Origin of the sequence: Micromonospora sp. NPDC007208 (assembly GCF_042869175.1) — a bacterium.
GTDB classification, from domain to species: Bacteria; Actinomycetota; Actinomycetes; order Mycobacteriales; family Micromonosporaceae; genus Micromonospora; species Micromonospora foliorum.
In genome coordinates this window covers 481,964-501,273 of record NZ_JBIAFG010000002.1, presented here as the reverse complement: position 1 = coordinate 501,273, position 19,310 = coordinate 481,964, and the positions used below count along the sequence as shown (strand labels likewise).

The 19,310-nt window shown below is 71.3% G+C and carries 16 protein-coding genes; 8 read left to right on the top strand and 8 right to left on the bottom strand.

Going from position 1 to position 19,310, the window contains the following annotated elements:
* Positions 1–16 precede the first annotated feature (16 nt).
* On the bottom strand, positions 17–1,600 hold the full coding sequence (gene cimA, locus ACFYL6_RS05785; RefSeq protein ID WP_387167976.1) for a citramalate synthase: 1,584 nt from the start codon (positions 1,598–1,600) through the stop codon (positions 17–19).
* A 317-nt stretch (positions 1,601–1,917) separates the two neighbouring features.
* Here cimA and ACFYL6_RS05780 point away from each other — a divergent pair, with 317 nt between their 5' ends.
* The 4 genes from ACFYL6_RS05780 (at position 1,918) to ACFYL6_RS05765 (ending at position 4,072) form a co-directional block, all read left to right on the top strand.
* Positions 1,918–2,109 (top strand): hypothetical protein, encoded by a 192-nt coding sequence (locus ACFYL6_RS05780; RefSeq protein ID WP_387167973.1) that lies wholly within the window; start codon positions 1,918–1,920, stop codon positions 2,107–2,109.
* Positions 2,110–2,111: 2 nt separating this feature from the next.
* Positions 2,112–2,642: a carboxymuconolactone decarboxylase family protein gene (locus ACFYL6_RS05775; protein WP_387167971.1), complete on the top strand. Its 531-nt coding sequence runs from the start codon at positions 2,112–2,114 to the stop codon at positions 2,640–2,642.
* 144 nt (positions 2,643–2,786) lie between these two features.
* Positions 2,787–3,245 carry a PRC-barrel domain containing protein gene (locus ACFYL6_RS05770; RefSeq protein ID WP_387167968.1) on the top strand — a complete coding sequence of 153 codons (459 nt, stop codon included), beginning with the start codon at positions 2,787–2,789 and terminating at the stop codon, positions 3,243–3,245.
* Positions 3,246–3,301: 56 nt separating this feature from the next.
* Complete coding sequence (locus ACFYL6_RS05765) at positions 3,302–4,072, top strand: tyrosine-protein phosphatase (RefSeq protein ID WP_387167965.1); 771 nt, start codon at positions 3,302–3,304, stop codon at positions 4,070–4,072.
* Between the two features lie 51 nt (positions 4,073–4,123).
* Here ACFYL6_RS05765 and ACFYL6_RS05760 read toward each other — a convergent pair whose 3' ends face one another.
* On the bottom strand, positions 4,124–5,221 hold the full coding sequence (locus tag ACFYL6_RS05760) for a branched-chain amino acid aminotransferase (RefSeq protein WP_387167962.1): 1,098 nt from the start codon (positions 5,219–5,221) through the stop codon (positions 4,124–4,126).
* A gap of 163 nt (positions 5,222–5,384) precedes the next feature.
* Positions 5,385–6,416: a 3-isopropylmalate dehydrogenase gene (locus ACFYL6_RS05755; protein ID WP_387167959.1), complete on the bottom strand. Its 1,032-nt coding sequence runs from the start codon at positions 6,414–6,416 to the stop codon at positions 5,385–5,387.
* A gap of 228 nt (positions 6,417–6,644) precedes the next feature.
* Between ACFYL6_RS05755 and ACFYL6_RS05750 the strand changes: the two genes are divergently transcribed.
* Both ACFYL6_RS05750 and ACFYL6_RS05745 read left to right on the top strand, forming a co-directional pair.
* The gene (locus ACFYL6_RS05750; RefSeq protein WP_387167956.1) at positions 6,645–7,487 is read left to right on the top strand and encodes an FAD:protein FMN transferase; all 843 of its coding nucleotides are present in this window, start codon (positions 6,645–6,647) and stop codon (positions 7,485–7,487) included.
* Positions 7,488–7,796: 309 nt separating this feature from the next.
* Complete coding sequence (locus tag ACFYL6_RS05745) at positions 7,797–8,153, top strand: hypothetical protein (protein WP_124774447.1); 357 nt, start codon at positions 7,797–7,799, stop codon at positions 8,151–8,153.
* A 76-nt stretch (positions 8,154–8,229) separates the two neighbouring features.
* Here ACFYL6_RS05745 and serA read toward each other — a convergent pair whose 3' ends face one another.
* The 5 genes from serA to ACFYL6_RS05720 form a co-directional block, all read right to left on the bottom strand.
* Entirely contained in the window at positions 8,230–9,828 is a 1,599-nt protein-coding gene (gene serA / locus ACFYL6_RS05740) for a phosphoglycerate dehydrogenase (RefSeq protein ID WP_238661574.1), read from the bottom strand.
* Positions 9,829–10,228: 400 nt separating this feature from the next.
* Positions 10,229–11,242, bottom strand: coding sequence for a ketol-acid reductoisomerase (ilvC, locus tag ACFYL6_RS05735; protein ID WP_112625850.1), 1,014 nt, complete (start codon positions 11,240–11,242; stop codon positions 10,229–10,231).
* Positions 11,243–11,336: 94 nt separating this feature from the next.
* On the bottom strand, positions 11,337–11,852 hold the full coding sequence (gene ilvN, locus ACFYL6_RS05730; protein WP_088946549.1) for an acetolactate synthase small subunit: 516 nt from the start codon (positions 11,850–11,852) through the stop codon (positions 11,337–11,339).
* Positions 11,852–13,732: an acetolactate synthase large subunit gene (locus ACFYL6_RS05725; protein WP_387167953.1), complete on the bottom strand. Its 1,881-nt coding sequence runs from the start codon at positions 13,730–13,732 to the stop codon at positions 11,852–11,854. The genes ilvN and ACFYL6_RS05725 overlap by 1 nt, the downstream gene beginning before the upstream one ends.
* Positions 13,733–13,920: 188 nt before the next feature.
* The gene (locus tag ACFYL6_RS05720) at positions 13,921–16,275 is read right to left on the bottom strand and encodes a putative bifunctional diguanylate cyclase/phosphodiesterase (RefSeq protein WP_387168265.1); all 2,355 of its coding nucleotides are present in this window, start codon (positions 16,273–16,275) and stop codon (positions 13,921–13,923) included.
* Between the two features lie 129 nt (positions 16,276–16,404).
* Between ACFYL6_RS05720 and ilvD the strand changes: the two genes are divergently transcribed.
* A complete protein-coding gene (gene ilvD, locus ACFYL6_RS05715; protein WP_387167950.1) occupies positions 16,405–18,252 on the top strand; it encodes a dihydroxy-acid dehydratase in 1,848 nt (615 codons plus the stop codon).
* Between the two features lie 185 nt (positions 18,253–18,437).
* Positions 18,438–19,292: a hypothetical protein gene (locus tag ACFYL6_RS05710; protein ID WP_387167947.1), complete on the top strand. Its 855-nt coding sequence runs from the start codon at positions 18,438–18,440 to the stop codon at positions 19,290–19,292.
* Positions 19,293–19,310 lie beyond the last annotated feature (18 nt).

The following is a 19,310-nucleotide window of genomic DNA, read 5'->3' as shown; positions in this document are numbered from 1 at the left end:
GGCCGAGGGCCGGGGGTTAGACGGAGGTGGGGGCCAGGCCGTAGGTGAGGGCGTCCACCAGGGCGTGCCAGCTGGCCTCGACCACGTTCGGGTGGACGCCGACGGTGGTCCAGTCCCGGCCGCCGCCGTCGGAGGTTTCCAGCAGGACCCGGGTGACCGCGCCGGTGCCGTGGCTGCCCTCCAGGATGCGCACCTTGTAGTCGGCCAATTCGAAGTCGCGCAGCTGCGGGTAGTGCCGCGCCAGCCCCACCCGCAGCGCCTCGTCGAGGGCGTTGACCGGGCCGTTGCCCTCGGCGGTGGCGATCACCCGCTCACCGCGAACCCGGATCTTGACGGTCGCCTCGGAGACCACCGCGCCGTCCTCACGGTGCTCGACCAACACCCGGTACGACTCCAGGGTGAACGGTCGGGCCGGGCTGCCCTCCGGCAGCTCGGAGCGGACCAGCAGCTCGAAGGAGGCATCGGCGGCCTCGAAGGACCAGCCACCCGCCTCCAACTCCTTGACCCGCTTGGTGACCCGGGTCAGGGCGTCCGGGCTGTCGGCCAGGTCCAGGCCGAGCTCGCGACTCTTGAGCTCGACGCTGGCCCGACCGGCCATCTCGGTGATCAGGATCCGCATGTCGTTGCCCACCACCGACGGGTCCACGTGGTTGTAGAGCAACGGGTCGACCTTGATCGCGCTCGCGTGCAACCCCGCCTTGTGGGCGAAGGCAGCGGCCCCGGCGTACGCCTGGTGGGTGTCGGGGGCGATGTTGGCGATCTCGGCGATGGCGTGCGAGACCCGCACCATCTGCGCCAGGCAGCCCTCCGGTAGGACGGGCATGCCGAGCTTGAGTTGGAGGTTGGCGACGACCGCGAAGATGTCGGCGTTGCCGGGGCGTTCGCCGTACCCGTTGGCGGTGCCCTGCACGTGGCGGACCCCTGCCTCCACGGCGGCGATCGTGTTGGCCACCGCGCAGGCGGTGTCGTTCTGGGCGTGCATGCCGAGCAGTCCGGCGTCGATCCCCAGCCGGTCGGTCAGGTCGTGGATCACGGCGGTCACCTGGGACGGCAGCATGCCGCCGTTGGTGTCGCAGAGCACCATCCGCTCGGCGCCGGCGGCGAGCGCGGTCTGGACCACTGCCGCACCGTACGCGGGGTCGTGTCGGTAGCCGTCGAAGAAGTGTTCGCCGTCGACGAAGACCCGTCGGCCCTCGCGGACGAGGTGGTTGACGGTGTCGTGGATCATCGCGAGGTTCTCCGCGCCGGTGGTGCGTAGCGCGCGCTCGACGTGCCGGGTGTCGGCCTTGGCGACCAGGGCCACCGCCGGGGTCTGCGCGTCCAGGAGGGCGCGCACCTGGGGGTCGTCCGCGACCGGGACACCGGCCTTGCGGGTGGCGCCGAACGCGACGAGTACGGCGTGCCGCAGGTCCAGCTCGGTGCGGGCGCGGCGGAAGAACTCGGTGTCCTTGGGCACCGCGCCCGGCCAGCCGCCCTCGATGAAGCCGACGCCGAACTCGTCGAGCAGCCGGGCCACGGCCAGCTTGTCGACCACCGAGTAGGTGAGCCCCTCGCGCTGGGCGCCGTCGCGCAACGTGGTGTCGAAGACCTGGAACGTCATCAGGATCCTTTCTCGGAGCAACAAAAAGACCTCCCGCGGATGCGGGAGGTCTGCGCGCTCGGCAGAGGGGAGAGCCGGCGCGCTAGGTCGCAATAATCAGGACGGTGCTGGTCACGTTCGCCACTCTGCCACCCCTCCCCTGGTTTTGGGAGGAACAATCCACATAGCGGGATGGTCACGGAGGGTTCGTGCAGCCCGAACCGCCGCTCGTGATCGGCTTCACAAGCCACCCGGGCCATCCATCGGCAGAAACAGTCATGCGGAAGCATCGGGAACGGATCCAACGATGGCCACCGTGCCGTCAGCAAGGAGGACCTGTGCTCACCGTCAGTGACCGCTTACCTGAGCACAACCTCACCGCCTGCGTATCGCTGGGCGCCAACAACGCGTCCAAGACGATCAACCACCCGTCCCACGAGGGCACGTGGCGTGTGGTCTTCGCCGGGCCGATGGACTTCACCTCCATCAGCCCGGCGGAGATCGCCGACGAGATTCTCGCCGGGGTCTGACCATGGGACTGGACGCGATCAGGGCGGCCCTGCCGGAGTACGCCAGGGACATCGAGCTCAACCTGGGCTCCACCATCGGCACCTCGGCGTTGACCCCGGCGCAGACCTGGGGCACCGCGCTGGCCTGTGCGGTGACCGCGCGTAACCCGGTTGTGCTGCGGGAGATCGCGGCCGAGGCGCTCGGGCATCTCGGGCCGGAGGGTGTCGAGGCGGCCAAGGGCGCCGCCGCGATCATGGCGATGAACAACATCTACTACCGGGCCAAGCACCTCATCGGCGACGAGGGGTACGCCTCGATGCCGGCCCGACTGCGGATGCGGATCATCGCGAGGCCAGGCGTGGACAAGCGCGACTTCGAGCTCTGGTGCCTCGCCGTGTCCGCCATCACCGGCTGCGAAGTGTGCCTGGAGTTGCACGAGAAGAAGCTGCGCGCCAGCGGCTTCACCCGGGAGCAGCTGCACGATGCCCTGCGGATCTCCGCCGTGGTGAACGCCGCCGCGGTCACCCTGGACGCCGAGGCCGCACTGGCCTGAGCAGGTACGCCCCCGACGGGCCGATGCCGCACCTCGCGGCCTCGCCCGTCCCCGTGCCAGGGCCTGTCGCCGTTTCCGGCCCCCGACGGCCGGGTAGCTCCTGCGGAGACATGAGGTGATCGGTGACAGTCAGGAGTGAACGGCATGGACAGGATCGATCCGCACGCCACCCACGCCGGGCCGGACCCGCTGCGCGGCGGCGGCCAGGGCACGGTGCCCGGCGGCGCGCCGGCCGGCACGTTCGACCCCTGGCGCTACCGCGACCAGGCCGGGGTGGCCGACGCCGACCTGGTCGGCTACAAGGTCGAGGCAACCGACGGCGGCATCGGCAAGATCGACAGCGCCAGCCACGAGGTGGGCGGCAGCTACCTGGTCGTGGACACCGGGCCCTGGATCTTCGGCAAGAAGGTGATGCTGCCGGCCGGCACCGTCAACCAGGTCGACCACGACCAGCGCACCGTCTCCGTCGACCGGACCCGGGACCAGATCAAGGCCGCCCCGGAGTACGACGAGACCAGCCACAGCGACCCGAGCTACCGGGATCAGTTGGGTGGCTACTACGACGAGACGTACGGCGCGCTCCCGCCCGGCACGGCACGCTGACCCGTTCGACCCGACGGCCGGTGGGGCGCTGTCCCACCGGCCGTTACCGTGTGGACGTGGACACCACCGAGGACAACCGCCAGCTCTCGCTCCCGGCCACCTTCAACTTCCGCGACGTCGGTGGCTACGTCGGCCACGACGACCGATCCGTACGCCGGGGCCGCCTCTACCGCTCCGACTCGCTGCACCGCCTCACCGAGCAGGACCAGGACGCGTTCGCCGCGATCGGGATCCGCACCGTCATCGACCTGCGTCGCCCCACCGAGGTGGAGCGCGACGGCCGGGTGCCGGCGTACCAGGGGCTGACCTACCGGCACATCCACCCGGAGCACGACGACTGGGCGGGTACGCCGCACGAGGAGGGCGCGAGCCTGGCCCGATACCTCGCCGACCGGTACGCCGACCTGGCCCAGACCGGCACCGCCGGGCTGGCCGAGGCGGTCGGGCTGATCGCCGACTCCGCCAACTCCCCGGTGGTGGTGCACTGCGTCGCCGGCAAGGACCGCACCGGGATCGTCTGTGCGCTGACCCTCGCCGTGCTCGGCGTCGACGACGCGGACATCACCGCGGACTACGCGTTGAGCAGTGTGGCGTCGGCCCGGTACAGCGCCTGGTTGGCCTCCGTCACCCCGGGCGGTGTGGACGTGCCGGCGCCGTTCCTGAGCTCTCCCGCCGAGGCGATGCAGATCTTCCTGGACGAGCTGCGCGCGGGGCACGGCTCGGTCGAGGCGTACCTGCGCCACGCCGGGGTGACCGACGAGCAGCTCGCGGCGCTCCGCGACCACCTGCTCGACGAGCCCAGCAGGACCGAACCCACCGACGGGTAGGGCCGACCGCGCCGGCCCGTCCGGGTGGACGGGCCGGCACGGCGACGGAGGTCAGAGGACCCGCTGCACCCAGCCGTGCGGGTCGGCCGCCTTGCCCCGCTGGATGTCGACCAGCTGCTGACGCAGGGCCATGGTGACCCGGCCGGGCTCGCCACCACCGATCAGGAACTCGCCGTCCGGGAAGCGGACCCCACCGACCGGGGTGACCACCGCGGCGGTGCCGCAGGCGAACACCTCACGGAGGCGACCGCTGGCGGCGTCGGCCTGCCAGTCGGCGAAACTGACCGGCCGCTCCTCGATCTGGTGCCCGGCCGCGCCGGCCAGTGTGAGGATGGCGTCGCGGGTGATGCCCGGCAGGATCGTGCCGGTCAACGGTGGGGTCACCACCGTGCCGTCGTCGTAGACGAAGAAGACGTTCATGCCGCCCATCTCGTCGACGAACCGGCGCTCCACCGCGTCCAGGAAGACCACCTGGTCACAGCCGGCCTCGATGGCCTCCGCCTGGGCCGCCAACGACGCGGCGTAGTTACCGCCGCACTTGGCCGCGCCGGTGCCGCCGGGCGCGGCCCGGGTGTAGTCCGGAGAGACCCAGACGGTGACCGGCTTGACGCCACCGGTGAAGTACGCCCCGGCCGGTGAGGCGATCACCAGGTAGAGGTATTCGTTGGCCGGGCGGACGCCGAGGAAGACCTCACTGGCGAACATGAACGGCCGCAGGTAGAGGCTGCCGTCCTCGCCGGTGGGGATCCACTCCCGGTCGATCTCGATGAGCTTGTGCAGCGAGTCGACGAACACCTCCGGCGGCAGCACCGGCATCGCCATCCGCTGCGCGGAGGTGGCGAAGCGGGCCGCGTTGGCGTCCGGCCGGAACATCGTCACGCCACCGTCGGCAGTGCGGTACGCCTTGAGCCCCTCGAAGATCTCCTGCGCGTAGTGCAGCACCGCGCTGGCCGGGTCCATCGGGATCGGACCACGGGCCTCGACCCGGGCGTCGTACCAGCCCTTGCCGTCGGCGTAGCGGACGGTGACCATGTGGTCGGTGAAGACGCGGCCGAACCCGGGGTTGGCCAGCAGGGCGGCCCGGTCGGCGGCGGATACCGGCGCGGCATTCGGACGGATCTCGAAGTCGAGCTTGTCACCACCGCTCATCGCGCTGACCTCCCTGCAGGACAACGGCATGCGGGACCGCACACCGACATGGCTGTGCCAGAAACTTACCCCGAACGGTCGTTCAGCGGGTAGCGCCGGTCGGGCGGGACGGCCGGCCCGGGCAGACCGACCCGCGGGCCGGTCGCCACTCGGGCCGGGGTGGTCAGGCTACGGCGTGGGCGGCGAGCCGGTCGCCGACGTCTTCGGTACGCAGCGTTACGCCCGGGACCCGGCTGGCCAGCTCGGCGGCGACCGCCGCGTTGACCCGGGCGGCGGACTCGCTGTGCCCGAGCTGCTCCAGCAGCAACGCGGCGGAGAGCACCGCGGCGACCGGGTCGGCGACGCCCTGCCCGGCGATGTCCGGCGCCGAGCCGTGCACCGGCTCGAACATCGAGGGGTACGCCCCCTCGGGGTTGATGCAGCCGCTGGCGGCCAACCCGATACCGCCGGTGACGGCCGCGGCGATGTCGGTGAGGATGTCGCCGAAGAGGTTGTCGGTGACCACCACGTCGTAGCGCTGCGGCTGGGTGACCAGGAACATGGCCGCCGCGTCGACGTGCTGGTACTCGGTGGCGACGTCGGGGTGCTCGGCGGCGACCGCGTCGAACGTGCGCGCCCAGAGCGACCCGGCGTGGGTGAGCACGTTGGTCTTGTGCACGAGGGTGACCTTGCGCCGCTCCCGGCGGCCGGCGCGGGCGAACGCGTCGCGGATCACCCGCTCCACGCCGTGCCGGGTGTTCAGGCTCTCCTCGGTGGCGACCTCGGCCGGGGTGTCCCGGTGCAGGGAGCCACCGGCACCGGCGTAGAGCCCCTCGGTGCCCTCACGCACCACCACGAGGTCGACCTCGCCCGGCTTCACGTTGCCCAGCGGGCCGGCGACCCCGGGCCAGAGCCGGGACGGGCGCAGGTTGACGTACTGGTCGAAGGCGAAACGGAGCTTGAGCAGCAGCCCCCGCTCCAGCACGCCCGGCGGGACCGTCGGGTCACCGACCGCGCCGAGCAGGATCGCGTCGTGCCCGGCCAGCTCGGCCAGCACCGAGTCGGGCAGCACCTCTCCGGTACGGTGCCAGCGGGCGGCACCGAGGTCGTACTCGGTGGCCTGCACGTCGGGCAGCACCGCGTCGAGGACCTTGCGGGCCTGCGCGACCACCTCGGGCCCGATGCCGTCTCCGGCCACCACCGCGATCCGCGCCACGACCGCACTCCTCTGCTCAACGGTTCCGTTCGGGCAACGGTACGTCGCCGTCCCGCCTCCCGGTACGCCGCGTCCACGATTTGGGACGCGGGAATGCACAGGTCTCTCCCAGCTGGGACTCATGGGGTGGTCATCTTCGCTGCCTACCGTGGTGATCAGTGGGTCGCGGGGGCCTGCTGACCAACGGGGTCGCGATGACGCGGCGCCACGTGCGAGGGGGCAGATGCGATGCGCATCGACGAGCAGCCACGGACCCGCTGGCCGGACCCGTCCACGTTCCGCAACCGCCGGCCGGACCTTCGACTCGGCAGCCGCCGGAACCGGATCGACCCGACCGCCGCCACCGAGGGTCGGATCGCGGTGCAGCACACCGTACGCACCGCGACCGCCGAGTACACCCTGTTGCTCAACGCCCCCGAGTGGCTCGGCCGCCGGGGCGTGGGCGAGGCGCTGCGGGACAGCGTCGCCGAGCTGCGCGCCATCGACCTCACCTACGGCCCCAACCGACCGGAGAGTCTGGTCTCCCGGCTGCGTCGGGGCGAGATCAGCCCGGACTCGTACCCCCCGCTCGCCGATCTGGTGGACCGCTGCGCGGCGATGCGCGCGGCCACCGACGGGTGGTTCGACGCCTGGGCGGTGCCCGGCGGCTTCGACCCGGGCGGCCTGCTCGGCGGTTGGGCGGTGGAACGCGCCGCGGAGCGGCTGCGCGCCGCCGGCATCCACGACTACGCCGTACTCACCGGCGCCGACCTCGTCGTCCGGGGCCGCGCGCCACACGGTGGGCCGTGGCGGGTCGCGGTGCACCACCCGACCGCGCCCGAGCGCGCTCCGCTGGTGCTGGAGATGACCGCCGGCGCGGTCGGCACCTCCGGGGTGACCGGGCGGCAGGGGCACGTGGTGGACCCGCACACCGGCGAGCCGGCGGATCACCTCGTCGCCGCCACCGTGGTGGGCCCCGACCTGACGATCGCCGACGCGTACGCCACCGCGCTCTACGCCGCCGGCCCCACCGGCCTGGCGTGGTTCCGGGGCAACTCCGACTATCGCGCGCTCTTCGCACACCGTCGCTGAGACCGTCGGGCCCGCGATCGGCCCCCACGGTCTCGGCAACGACAGTGGGGGCCGGTCAGCGACGAGTGCGCGTGGCTCGCACAACCGAGGGGTGCGGACCGGTCGGGCCGGACGTCGACCGCGCCACCCGAAGACGGGCCGGCGCCTCGAACTCGGCCAGTGACCGCAGTGCGTACGCTAGCGAATCGACGCAACTCGACGCAAGAGTCTCCACACCGGACCGTCCTGAACGGAGACCGCGGTGATCCGTGGTTGACCGGCGGCGAGGCAGTTTCGACATGGTGAACGGCGGATGGCACGCTATCCGCCGTGAGTTTCGATCTGAGCGTGTGGGCCCTGGAGGACGGGGCGACGCCCGAGGACGTGCGGACAGCGGTCGACGGTTGCCGGCAGGGCCGGCACGTGGACCGCTACCCCGACCCGCGGGTGGTCAGCTTCTACCGGGCGATCACCGCCTCCTATCCGGACCGTCACCCCGGCCCGAACAGCCCGTGGGCGGTGGCGCCGCTGCACGCGGCCCACGACCACGTCGAGCTGAACCTGCACCCGACCTGCGCGGACCAGGTGCTACTGGACATCGAACGGCTGGCCGGCGAGCACGGGCTGATGCTCTTCGACCCGCAGGACGGCTCGGTCTATCCGCCTCCCGCGCGGCTGCCCGGCTGACCCCGACCCGGGGCATGGACGGGAAATGACGAGGGGCCCGGCGAATCGCCAGGCCCCCCAAGGTGCTTGTCGTCTACTACTCGTCGCGCAGGTCGGCCGCGCTGGCCGCCGTGGCGCCGATCGACTCGGCCGCCGAGGTGAGCAGGTCGGCGCCGAGCGCCTGGTCGACGGTGAGCGTCATCAGCGTCTCGCCGCCCGCCTCCCGACGAGCCACCTGCATGGCGGCGATGTTGATGCCCGACTCGCCGAGCAGGGTGCCGACCGTGCCGACCACACCAGGGCGGTCGGCGTAGCGCAGGAAGAGCAGGATGCCCTCCGCGCCGATCTCCACGTCGAAGCCGTCCACCTCGGTCAGCTTCAGGACGTCCCGGGCACCGGAGTGGGTGACAGTGCCGGAGACACTGACCGTCCGGCCGTCCGGCAGCGCGCCGCGCACCGTGACCAGGGTCGGCTGCTCGGCCGTCTCGGCCAGGGTGGCCAGGGTGACCTCGACGCCACGCTCGGCGGCCAGGTGCGGGGCGTTGACGTAGGTGACCTGCTCCTCGACCACGGAGCTGAACAGGCCCTTTGTGGCGGCGAGCTTGAGCACAGACACGTCGTGGCTGACGATCTCACCGCGGACCTCGACCGTGACGCTGGCGGCGACCCCACCGGCGACCGCGGTGAACGCCCGGCCGAGCTTCTCCGCCAGCGGCAGCAGCGGCCGAACGTCCTCGGCGACCACACCGCCGGCCTGCACGTTTACCGCGTCCGGGACGAACTCGCCCTGCAACGCCAGCTTGACGCTCTTGGCGACGGCGAGACCGGCCTTGTCCTGCGCCTCGTGGGTGGAGGCGCCCAGGTGCGGGGTGGCCACCACGTTGTCGAAGGCGAACAGCGGCGACGAGGTGCACGGCTCCTTGCTGTACACGTCGACACCGGCGCCGGCGACCCGGCCCTCGGCGATCGCGTCGGCGAGCGCCTGCTCGTCGACCAGCCCACCACGGGCGGCGTTGACGATGCGAACGCCGGGCTTGACGATCGCCAGTTCCTTCTCACCGATCAGGCCCACCGTCTCCGGGGTCTTCGGCAGGTGGATGGAGATGAAGTCGCTCTCCCGCAGCAGCTCCTCCAACCCGACCAGGCGGACGCCGAGCTGCGCCGCACGGGCCGGCTGGATGTACGGGTCGTACGCGATCAGCCGGGTGCCGAACGCGGCGATGCGCTGCGCGAAGAGCACCCCGATGCGACCGAGGCCGACCACACCGACCGTCTTGCCCTGCACCTCGACGCCTGTGTACTTCGACCGCTTCCACTCCCCCGCCTTGAGCGCGGAGCTGGCGCTCGCGGTGTTGCGGGCGACGGCGAGCAGCAGCGCGACGGCCTGCTCCGCGGCGGAGACGATGTTGGAGGTGGGCGCGTTGACGACCATGACGCCCCGCGCGGTTGCGGCCGGCACCTCGACGTTGTCCAGCCCGACGCCGGCCCGGGCGACCACCTTGAGTCGCGGCGCCGCGGCGACCGCCTCGGCGTCGATCTGGGTCGCGCTGCGCACGATGACGGCGTCGGCCTCGGAGAGCGCCGAGAGCAGGGCCGGACGGTCGGTGCCGTCGACGTGACGGACGTCGAAGTCGTGGGCGAGCACCTCGATGGCGGCGGGGGCGAGTTCTTCGGCGATCAGTACGACAGGATTCATCGGTCCTCGTAGAGGTCGTGTTTGCGATCGGCCCGGGCGGCCGGGCGCCGCACTGCGCCCTGCGCTGATCCGTGCCGTGGCCGTCAGGTGCCGGCTGCTGCACCTACAGGCGATCGTAGGGGCCCCGCTGGTCGGCGTGTTCCGGTCTTCGGGGTGAGTGCCCTCACACGCCCGGTCGAGCGATGGACATCGGCCGTTCACCGCACCGACACGGTCGCTCCGACCATGCTGAACCCCCGGTGGCGTCGGTCACCCGCTCACCTCAGCGGAGCCGTGGCGCACGAACGATGCCGCCCGACGCATCGACGGGCGGCAGCATGCCGGGCAGCCCCGGGGCGGCGCTGGGGAGAGCGCCAGCCCAGGGGCTGCCGGTGGATCGTCGTCCGGCCGAGCCGGACGGTCAGGCAGTCTCGGTGATCGGGCGGTCCACCCAGCTCATCATGCCGCGCAGCTTCTTGCCGGTCTCCTCGATCGGGTGCGCCGCACCCTCGGCCTGCCACTTGGTGAAGTTGGGCCGGCCGGCCTCGTCCTCGGCAACCCACTCGCGGGCGAACTCGCCGGACTGGATCTCACCCAGGATCTTGCGCATCTCGTCCTTGACCCGGGAGTCGATGATGCGCGAGCCACGGGAGAGGTCGCCGTACTCGGCGGTGTCGGAGATGCTGTAGCGCATCTTCGCGATGCCGCCCTCGTACATCAGGTCGACGATCAGCTTCAGCTCGTGCAGGCACTCGAAGTAGGCGACCTCCGGGGCGTAGCCCGCCTCGGTGAGCACCTCGAAACCGGTCTGCACCAGCGCCGAGGCGCCGCCGCAGAGCACCGCCTGCTCGCCGAAGAGGTCGGTCTCGGTCTCCTCGGTGAAGGTGGTCTTGATCGCGCCGGCCCGGGTGCCGCCGATCCCCTTGGCGTACGCGAGGGCGAGCGCGAGCGCGTTGCCGCTGGCGTCCTGCTCGACGGCGACGAGACAGGGCACGCCCTTGCCGTCGCTGTACTGGCGGCGGACCAGGTGGCCGGGGCCCTTGGGCGCGACCATCGCCACGTCCACCTCGGCCGGCGGCTTGATCAGGCCGTACCGGATGTTGAAGCCGTGGCCGAAGAAGATCGCCTTGCCCGGGGCGAGGTGCGGGGCGATCGACTCCGCGTAGATTCCGCGCTGGGCGGTGTCCGGTGCGAGCACCATGATCACATCGGCCTCGGCGGCGGCCTGCGCCGGCGTAACCACCCGCAGGCCCTGCTCCTCAGCCTTGGGACGGCTCTTCGAGCCCTCCGGCAGACCGATCACCACGTCGACGCCGGAGTCACGCAGCGACAGCGCGTGGGCGTGGCCCTGGCTGCCGTAACCGATCACCGCGACCTTCTTGGCCTGGATCAGGCCGAGGTCGGCATCGTCGTCGTAGTACACCTCAACGCTCATGAGAACTTCCCTTTCGTACGACGGCCGGGGCGGCCCGTCGTGGTCTGTGCGGATGAATTCCGGGACGGCCGGCCGAGGGCCGGCCGGCGGCGGGTCAGGCGGCCCGCAGCGCGGGACCGGCGGTGATCGAACGCGAGCCGCGCCCGATGGCCACCAGCCCGGACTGGACCATTTCCTTGATGCCGAAGGCCTCGAGGTCGCGCAGCAGCGCGTCGAGCTTGTCCGGGGTGCCGGTGGCCTCGATGGTCAGTGTGTCGGGTGCGACGTCGACCACCCGGGCGCGGAACAGGTTGACGGTCTCCAGCACCTGCGACCGCGCGGACCGGTCGGCGCGAACCTTCACCAGCAGCAGTTCCCGGGCGACCGAGACCTGCGGGTCCAGCTCAACGATCTTGAGCACGTTGACCAGCTTGTTCAGCTGCTTGGTGACCTGCTCCAGCGGGGACGACTCCGCGTTGACCACGATGGTGATCCGGGAGACGTCCGGGTTCTCGGTCTCGCCCACGGCGAGGCTGTCGATGTTGAACCCGCGCCGGGAGAACAGGCCGGAGACCCGGGCGAGCACGCCGGGCTTGTTCTCCACCAGCACGGACAGAGTGTGCATCGTCATTAAATGTCATCCTCGTCGAAGACCGGGCGGACGCCACGGGCGAACATGATCTCGTCGTTGCTGGTGCCGGCGGCGACCATCGGCCAGACCATCGCGTCCTTGCCGACCACGAAGTCGATCACCACGGGCGCGTCGTTGATCTCCATGGCGGCGGCGATGGTCTTGTCCACGTCATCCGCGCTCTCGCACCGCAGCCCGACGCAGCCCAGGGCCTCGGCGAGCTTGACGAAATCGGGAATCCGGTGCTTGTGGGTGCCGAGCTCGGTGTTGGAGTAGCGCTCGTTGTAGAAGAGCGTCTGCCACTGCCGGACCATACCGAGATTGCCGTTGTTGATGACGGCGATCTTGACCGGGATGCCCTCCAACGCGCAGGTGGCCAACTCCTGGTTGGTCATCTGGAAGCAGCCGTCCCCGTCCACCGCCCAGACCACCGTGTCCGGCTTGCCGACCTTGGCGCCCATCGCCGCCGGCACCGCGTAACCCATCGTGCCGAGGCCGCCGGAATTCAACCAGGTGTACGGCTTCTCGTAGGAGATGAACTGCGACGCCCACATCTGGTGCTGGCCCACCCCGGCCACGAAGATCGCGTCCGGGCCGACGATCTCGCCCAGCCGCTTGATCACGTACTGCGGGGACAGGGTCCCGTCGACCGGCTCGTCGTAGCCCAGCGGGTAACGGTTGCGCAGGTCGTCGAGCTGCGTCCACCAGTCACCGAGGTCGGCGGTGCGTCCCGTCGACCGCTCGGCGGTGACCGCGGTGATCAGCTCGTCGATGACGTGCTTGGCGTCGCCGACGATCGGCACGTCCACGTGCCGGTTCTTGCCGATCTCGGCGGGGTCGATGTCCGCGTGGACCACTGCCGCGTCCGGGGCGAACGAGTCCAGTTTGCCGGTGACCCGGTCGTCGAAGCGTGCGCCCAGTGCGACGATCAGATCTGCCTTCTGTAGGCCGTAGACCGCGGCGACGGTGCCGTGCATGCCGGGCATCCCCAGGTGCTGCTGGTGCGAGTCGGGGAACGCCCCGAGCGCCATCAGCGTGGTGACGACCGGGATGCCGGTCAGCTCGGCCAGCCGGCGCAGCCCGTCGGTGGCACCGGCCTTGAGCACCCCGCCACCGACGTAGAGCACCGGCCGCCGGGCCGCGGCCATCAGCCGCGCCGCTTCCCGGATCTGCTTGCCGTGCGGGTGCAGGGTGGGTCGGTAGCCGGGCAGGTCAAGCGTGGGCGGCCAACTGAAGGTGGTCGGGGCCTGGAGCACGTCCTTGGGGATGTCGACAAGCACCGGGCCGGGTCGCCCGGTGCTGGCCAGGTGGAACGCCTCGGCCAGCACCCGGGGGATCTCCTCGGCGTTCTGCACGAGGAAGTTGTGCTTGGTGATCGGCAGGGTGATGCCCTGGATGTCGGCCTCCTGGAAGCCGTCGGTGCCGATCAACGGGCTGGCCACCTGCCCGGTGATCGCCACCATCGCCACCGAGTCCATGTACGCGTCGGCGATCGGGGTGACCAGGTTCGTCGCGCCCGGGCCGGAGGTGGCGATGCAGACGCCGACCTTGCCGGTGGCCTGCGCGTAACCGGTCGCCGCATGCCCCGCACCCTGCTCGTGCCGCACCAGGATGTGCCGGACCGTCGAGTCGTAGAGCGGGTCGTACGCCGGCAGGATCGCGCCGCCCGGAATGCCGAAGACGACGTCGACCTCGAGCGCCTCAAGGGACCGCACGAGCGAGCCGGCACCGGAGATCGGGGTCGCGGCGGTGGGCCGTACCGCCGGGACGGCCGGGGTGGCCGTGCGCGTGGCGGCCTGGTCGACGTCGACGGTCGGGTCGGCGGCCGCGCGGGCCCGGCGGGCGGTGTGGGCGAGGGTCTCGGGCGTGGGTCTCGTCATGGCGGTTCTGGCCTTCGGCTGGAGTGGCTGGTGGCTAGTCAAGCGATGCGACGCGGGCGGGGCCCGCCTCGCCAGGTTCCGATGGCAATAAAAACGGCCCTCGTGCAGATGCACGGGGCCAGCGCACTCTCAATGAGGGAGAGTGCGCTCAGGTAAGTACTCGCAGCGACCGGTACGACGACATGCGGCTAAGCCTGACGCATCTCACGCGATGAGTCAACTGATCCCACATGTTGGTTAACGGAGGTCGGCGCGTCGGCCGGTGACGCGCCATCGGCGGACGGGGTGAGCTGCCCGGACCCGCCCGGAGCGCGGCGCGGAGCGGGCACCGGGGCGGGACGCGCACCCGGGGACGTGGCCGCCTCCAGCATCGCCTCCAGGTGCTCGGCCGGCACCCCCCAGCCGAAGAGCGCGCCCTGGCCGAACCGGCACCCGGCGGCCACCACCGCGGCCAACTCGGTAGGGGTGGTCACCCCCTCGGCGATCACCTCCAGCCCCAACTGGTGGCCCAGTCGCATCACGATGTCGACCATCGGGGCGAACGCCGGGCCGTCCTGGTCGACCGGGCGGACCGGCTCGTGCTCGGCCACCAGACTGTGGTCGATCTTGAGGATGTCGATCGGCAGACGGCGCAACTGCCCCAGCGACGAGTAGCCGGCCCCGAAGTCGTCCAGCGCGATCCGGACACCTGTCAACCGCAGCGCGGTGAGCCGCCGGATCAGCTCGTCCAGGTGGGTGGCGACCGCGTGCTCGGTGACCTCCAGCACCAGCCGCTGCGGCGGCACGTGGTGGGCGCGCAGCGCCTCGGCGACCTGGACCACGTACTCCGGGGCGTGCAGCTCGCGCGGGGAGACGTTTACCGACACCCAGACGTCGTGCCCGTCCGCCAGCCACCGGGAGAGCTGGTAGCAGGCCTGGTGCAGCACCCAGGCGCCGAGCGGGGCGATCATGCCGCACTCCTCGGCGAGCGGGATGAACTCGTCCGGACGGACGTTGCCCAGCTCAGGATGGTGCCACCGGAGCAGCGCCTCGGCGCCGACCGGCCGCACCGACGGCAGCGACGCCACCGGCTGGAAGGCCAACCGCAGCTCGTCGCGGTCGATGGCCCCGCGCAGCTCGTGCTCCACAGTCGTCCGGCGGCGCAGCAGTTTGTCGTACGCGGCGTCGTACCGCTCGATCCGGTTCTTGCCGCGCTGCTTGGCGTAGCGCAGCGCCAGGTCGGCGTGGCGCAGCAGCAGCTCCACGTCCGGCTCGTCGCCCCAGTCGGCCACCCCGATGCTCACCGACAGGAAGACCGGCCCCTCCGGCTGGTCGTACGGCCGGTTGAGCACCCCGAGGAGCCGTTCGGCGACCCGGTCCGCCTCGACCGGCCGGCCCTGCATGAGTACGGCGAACTCGTCGCCACCCAGCCGGGCGGCCACGTCGCCGGGGCGCAGGTTGCCGCGCAGCCGCCGGCCCACCTCGGCCAGCACGGCGTCGCCCACGTCGTGGCCCCGCATGTCGTTGACGTTCTTGAAGCCGTCCAGGTCGAGCCCGAGCAGCACACACGGGTTGTGGTCCGCGGCGTTCTGGTGCAGCGCGCGGAGCAGCCCGCGCCGGTTGGCCAGCGACGTCAGCGGATCGGTGTGCGCCAGCTCACGAAAGTGCGCCTCCCGTTCGGCCAGGCGGCCCGCGTACCCCCGGACGTCGCGGAGGGTCAGGTACTGCCGTGCCACCAGGGCGAAACCCTCCACGCTGCCGGCCACGATGCCCGCCGCGGTGAACCGGCCGTCCTGGGCGAGGTGGTACATCGCCGAGGCGGCCATCGCCAGCATCGGTGCGACGGCGTACTCGCCGTCGCGACCGACCAGGTCCAGGTCGACCTGCCCCGGCCGGTCGGCCCGGTGAACCGCGAGCGCGACGGTCAGCAGGCCGGCGGCGAGCACCGCCGCGCCGGTCAGCGCCATGGTCGGCCCGGCCTGGCAGAGCCCGGCGCTGAGACCCAGCCCGCCGCAGCTCACCGCGCTGATGCCGGCGCCCAGTGCGGCGAGCCGCCGACGTGGCGTGGCGGCCCGGAAGACGACGATCACGGCGAGCCCGGCACCGAGCGCGGCGCTCACCGTGGCCACCAGGATCGCCGGGCAGGCCATCGGGGTCGCGGCACCGAGCAACCGGGTGGGCTCGGAGAAGAGCACCCAACCGACGAACCACAGCGCCGCCGCCATGACCAACCCGTCCAGGGCGAGCCGGGCCGTTCCCGCCGCGGTGGCCGCCACCCCGGGCAGCCGGAGCAGACCAGCCGCGAAGGCCAGCCCGCTCACCGCCGTGCCGATCGCCACCACGGTCGCCCAGCCGGTGCGCTGCCCCTGCTCGTGGGCCCAGTGGTCGTTCGCGCTGAGCGCGGCGAGCACCCCGGTCAGGAGGCTGAGCAGGGCACCACCGGCGGCCGCCGCGAGCAGCAGGTGCGCCGGTCGACGCGGCCCCGTGCGCCGCCGGGCGACGACGGTCAGCAGCACGGCGGCCACCGCGGCGACGAGCCCGCTGAGCGCCGCGACAGCGACCATGCCCGGTGGAAAATGCACGCCTCCAAGAGTGCCGGATGGGCGCACGTTCTGGGGGGCTGAGTGTGCATCTGTTGGGACACGGCAGATACCCGGGTGGGCCGGCGCGCCGACGGTGTCATGCTGGTGTGTATGCCTGAGCTGCGGTCGAGGACCTCCACACACGGTCGGACGATGGCCGGCGCCCGGGCCCTCTGGCGGGCCACCGGGATGACCGACGACGATTTCGGCAAGCCGATCGTCGCCATCGCCAACAGTTTCACCCAGTTCGTGCCTGGTCACGTACACCTCAAGGACATGGGTGGCCTGGTCGCCGACGCGGTCGCCGAGGCCGGTGGGGTGGGCCGGGAGTTCAACACCATCGCTGTCGACGACGGCATCGCGATGGGCCACGGCGGCATGCTCTACTCGCTGCCCAGCCGTGAGCTGATCGCCGACGCGGTCGAGTACATGGTCAACGCGCACTGCGCGGACGCCCTGGTGTGCATCTCCAACTGCGACAAGATCACCCCCGGGATGCTGCTGGCCGCGTTGCGGCTCAACATCCCGACCGTCTTCGTCTCCGGCGGCCCGATGGAGGCCGGCAAGACGATGGCGATCGAGGGCGTCGTGCACAGCAAGATCGACCTGATCGATGCGATGATCGCCTCCTCCAACGAGGCGGTCACCGACGAACAGCTCGGTGAGATCGAACGCTCCGCCTGCCCGACCTGCGGCTCCTGCTCCGGCATGTTCACCGCCAACTCGATGAACTGCCTCACCGAGGCGATCGGGCTCGCACTGCCCGGCAACGGTTCCACGCTGGCCACCCACGCCGCCCGCCGGTCACTCTTCGTCGAGGCCGGCCGGACCGTCGTGGAGATCTCCAAGCGGTGGTACGACGGCGACGACGACTCGGTGCTGCCGCGCATCGTCGCCTCCAAGGCCGCCTTCGAGAACGCGGTCGCCCTGGACGTGGCGATGGGCGGTTCCACCAACACGGTGCTGCACCTGCTCGCCGCCGCCCGCGAGGCGGAGATGGACTTCGGCGTCAGCGACATCGACGCGATCTCCCGGCGGGTGCCGTGCCTGGCCAAGGTCGCGCCGAACTCCCCGAACTACCACATGGAGGACGTGCACCGGGCCGGCGGCATCCCGGCGATCCTCGGCGAACTGGACCGGGCCGGGCAGCTCAACCGGGACGTGCACGCCGTGCACTCCCCCTCGCTGGCGCAGTGGCTGACCGACTGGGACGTGCGCGGTGGCTCCCCCACCCCGACTGCCGTCGAGCTGTTCCACGCGGCTCCCGGCGGCGTGCGTACCGTCGAGCCGTTCTCCACCACCAACCGGTGGTCGTCGCTGGACACCGACGCGGCCGGCGGCTGTATCCGGGACCGCGAGCACGCGTACTCCGCCGACGGTGGGTTGGCCATCCTGCACGGCAACCTGGCGCCCGAGGGCAGTGTGGTGAAGACCGCCGGCGTGCCGGACGACTGCCTGACCTTCCGAGGCCCGGCGAAGGTCTACGAGTCGCAGGACGACGCGGTGACCGCGATCCTCGCCAAGCAGGTGGTCGCCGGGGACGTCGTGGTGATCCGGTACGAGGGGCCCAAGGGCGGCCCCGGCATGCAGGAGATGCTCTACCCCACCTCGTTCCTCAAGGGACGTGGGCTGGGCCGCTCCTGTGCGCTGCTCACCGACGGCCGTTTCTCCGGTGGCACCTCCGGGCTCTCCATCGGGCACGTCTCCCCCGAGGCGGCCTCCGGCGGGCTGATCGCCCTGGTCCGCGACGGCGACGAGGTCGTCATCGACATCCCGAACCGGTCGATCGAGCTGAACGTGCCCGCCGAGGAACTGGAGGCGCGACGGGTGGCCGAGGAGAAGCGCGACAAGCCGTACACCCCGACCGACCGGCAGCGCCCGGTGTCGGCGGCGCTGCGCGCGTACGCCTCGATGGCCACCTCGGCCAGCGACGGCGCCTACCGCCGCGTCCCGGAGTAGTCGTCAGCCCCTTCCACAAGGGATCGTTGATATCGGGGTGTCCTCGGCCCACGGGACACCCCGATATCAACGATCTCCATGCGCCCGGCGGGAAAGCGGCCCTCCCATGTCGGCCCGGTGGGCTAGCGTGTCGTCGGTCTATCCGGGGAGAAACCCCGGATGTCGACGGGGGAAGAGGCGTGTGCGTGTCATTTTGGAAGAAGTCCGCGGCGGTTGCGGTTTCGGCGCTCACCGCGCTCGCTGTCTCCGCATGCGGCACCACGTCCGGCGGATCCGAGTCGCCGAAGCAGCCCGGCGTCCTGGAGCTGCTGGCCAGTGACCTGAAGGGGTCGCTGCAGAAGACCGCCGAGGCCACCGACAAGAGCGACTCGGTGACCGTGACGATGTCGGGCACGGCGGGCGGCGAGAAGGTCTCGATGAAGGGCGTCCTGGACCTTGGCGACCCGGTCAAGGCCGAGATGACGACGACGGACGCGAAGGGCGCCGCGACGGTCGTCCGGATGGTCGGCGTGGTCATCTACGTCGAGATTCCGGCGGAGGACCGCGCGGAGATGGACGGCAAGCGCTGGATGAAGATGGACCTGGGCGCCGCCGGCAAGCAGGCCGGGATGAACTTCGGCAAGCAGTTCGAGGACATCGACCCGACCAAGCAGGTCAAGACGCTGCTCGCCACCGAGGGCACGAAGGTGGTCGGGCAGGAGACGGTGGACGGGACGGCCACCGTCCACTACACCGTCACCACGCCGATGGCGACCTACCTCGCGCAGCTCGACGCGAAGCTGCGGGCGGGCGTCGAGCAGCAGATGACCAAGATGGGCGTCAAGGACATCACCACCGACCTGTGGGTCGACGAGCAGTACCGGCCCCGCCGGGCGGCCCTGAAGATGGGCCCGCTGGGTGACCTGGTGATGGACTACACCGACTACGGCAAGGCGGTGACCATCGAGACGCCGCCGACGGCGGAGACCCTCGACTTCGCCAAGATGCTGGAGGACCTGAAGGCCCTGAAGGGTCTGGAGGGTACGACCAGCGGCGCCTGATCGGACCCGGAGTGGCTG

Excerpts from the sequence above, each read along its gene's own strand:
- cimA (WP_387167976.1), bottom strand. The coding sequence starts at position 1,600 with ATGACGTTCCAGGTCTTCGACACCACGTTGCGCGACGGCGCCCAGCGC.
- ACFYL6_RS05775 (WP_387167971.1), top strand. The coding sequence starts at position 2,112 with ATGGGACTGGACGCGATCAGGGCGGCCCTGCCGGAGTACGCCAGGGAC.
- ACFYL6_RS05770 (WP_387167968.1), top strand. The coding sequence starts at position 2,787 with ATGGACAGGATCGATCCGCACGCCACCCACGCCGGGCCGGACCCGCTG.
- ACFYL6_RS05760 (WP_387167962.1), bottom strand. The coding sequence starts at position 5,221 with ATGAGCGGTGGTGACAAGCTCGACTTCGAGATCCGTCCGAATGCCGCG.
- ACFYL6_RS05750 (WP_387167956.1), top strand. The coding sequence starts at position 6,645 with ATGCGCATCGACGAGCAGCCACGGACCCGCTGGCCGGACCCGTCCACG.
- serA (WP_238661574.1), bottom strand. The coding sequence starts at position 9,828 with ATGAATCCTGTCGTACTGATCGCCGAAGAACTCGCCCCCGCCGCCATC.
- ilvC (WP_112625850.1), bottom strand. The coding sequence starts at position 11,242 with ATGAGCGTTGAGGTGTACTACGACGACGATGCCGACCTCGGCCTGATC.
- ilvN (WP_088946549.1), bottom strand. The coding sequence starts at position 11,852 with ATGACGATGCACACTCTGTCCGTGCTGGTGGAGAACAAGCCCGGCGTG.
- ACFYL6_RS05725 (WP_387167953.1), bottom strand. The coding sequence starts at position 13,732 with ATGACGAGACCCACGCCCGAGACCCTCGCCCACACCGCCCGCCGGGCC.
- ACFYL6_RS05720 (WP_387168265.1), bottom strand. The coding sequence starts at position 16,275 with ATGGTCGCTGTCGCGGCGCTCAGCGGGCTCGTCGCCGCGGTGGCCGCC.
- ilvD (WP_387167950.1), top strand. The coding sequence starts at position 16,405 with ATGCCTGAGCTGCGGTCGAGGACCTCCACACACGGTCGGACGATGGCC.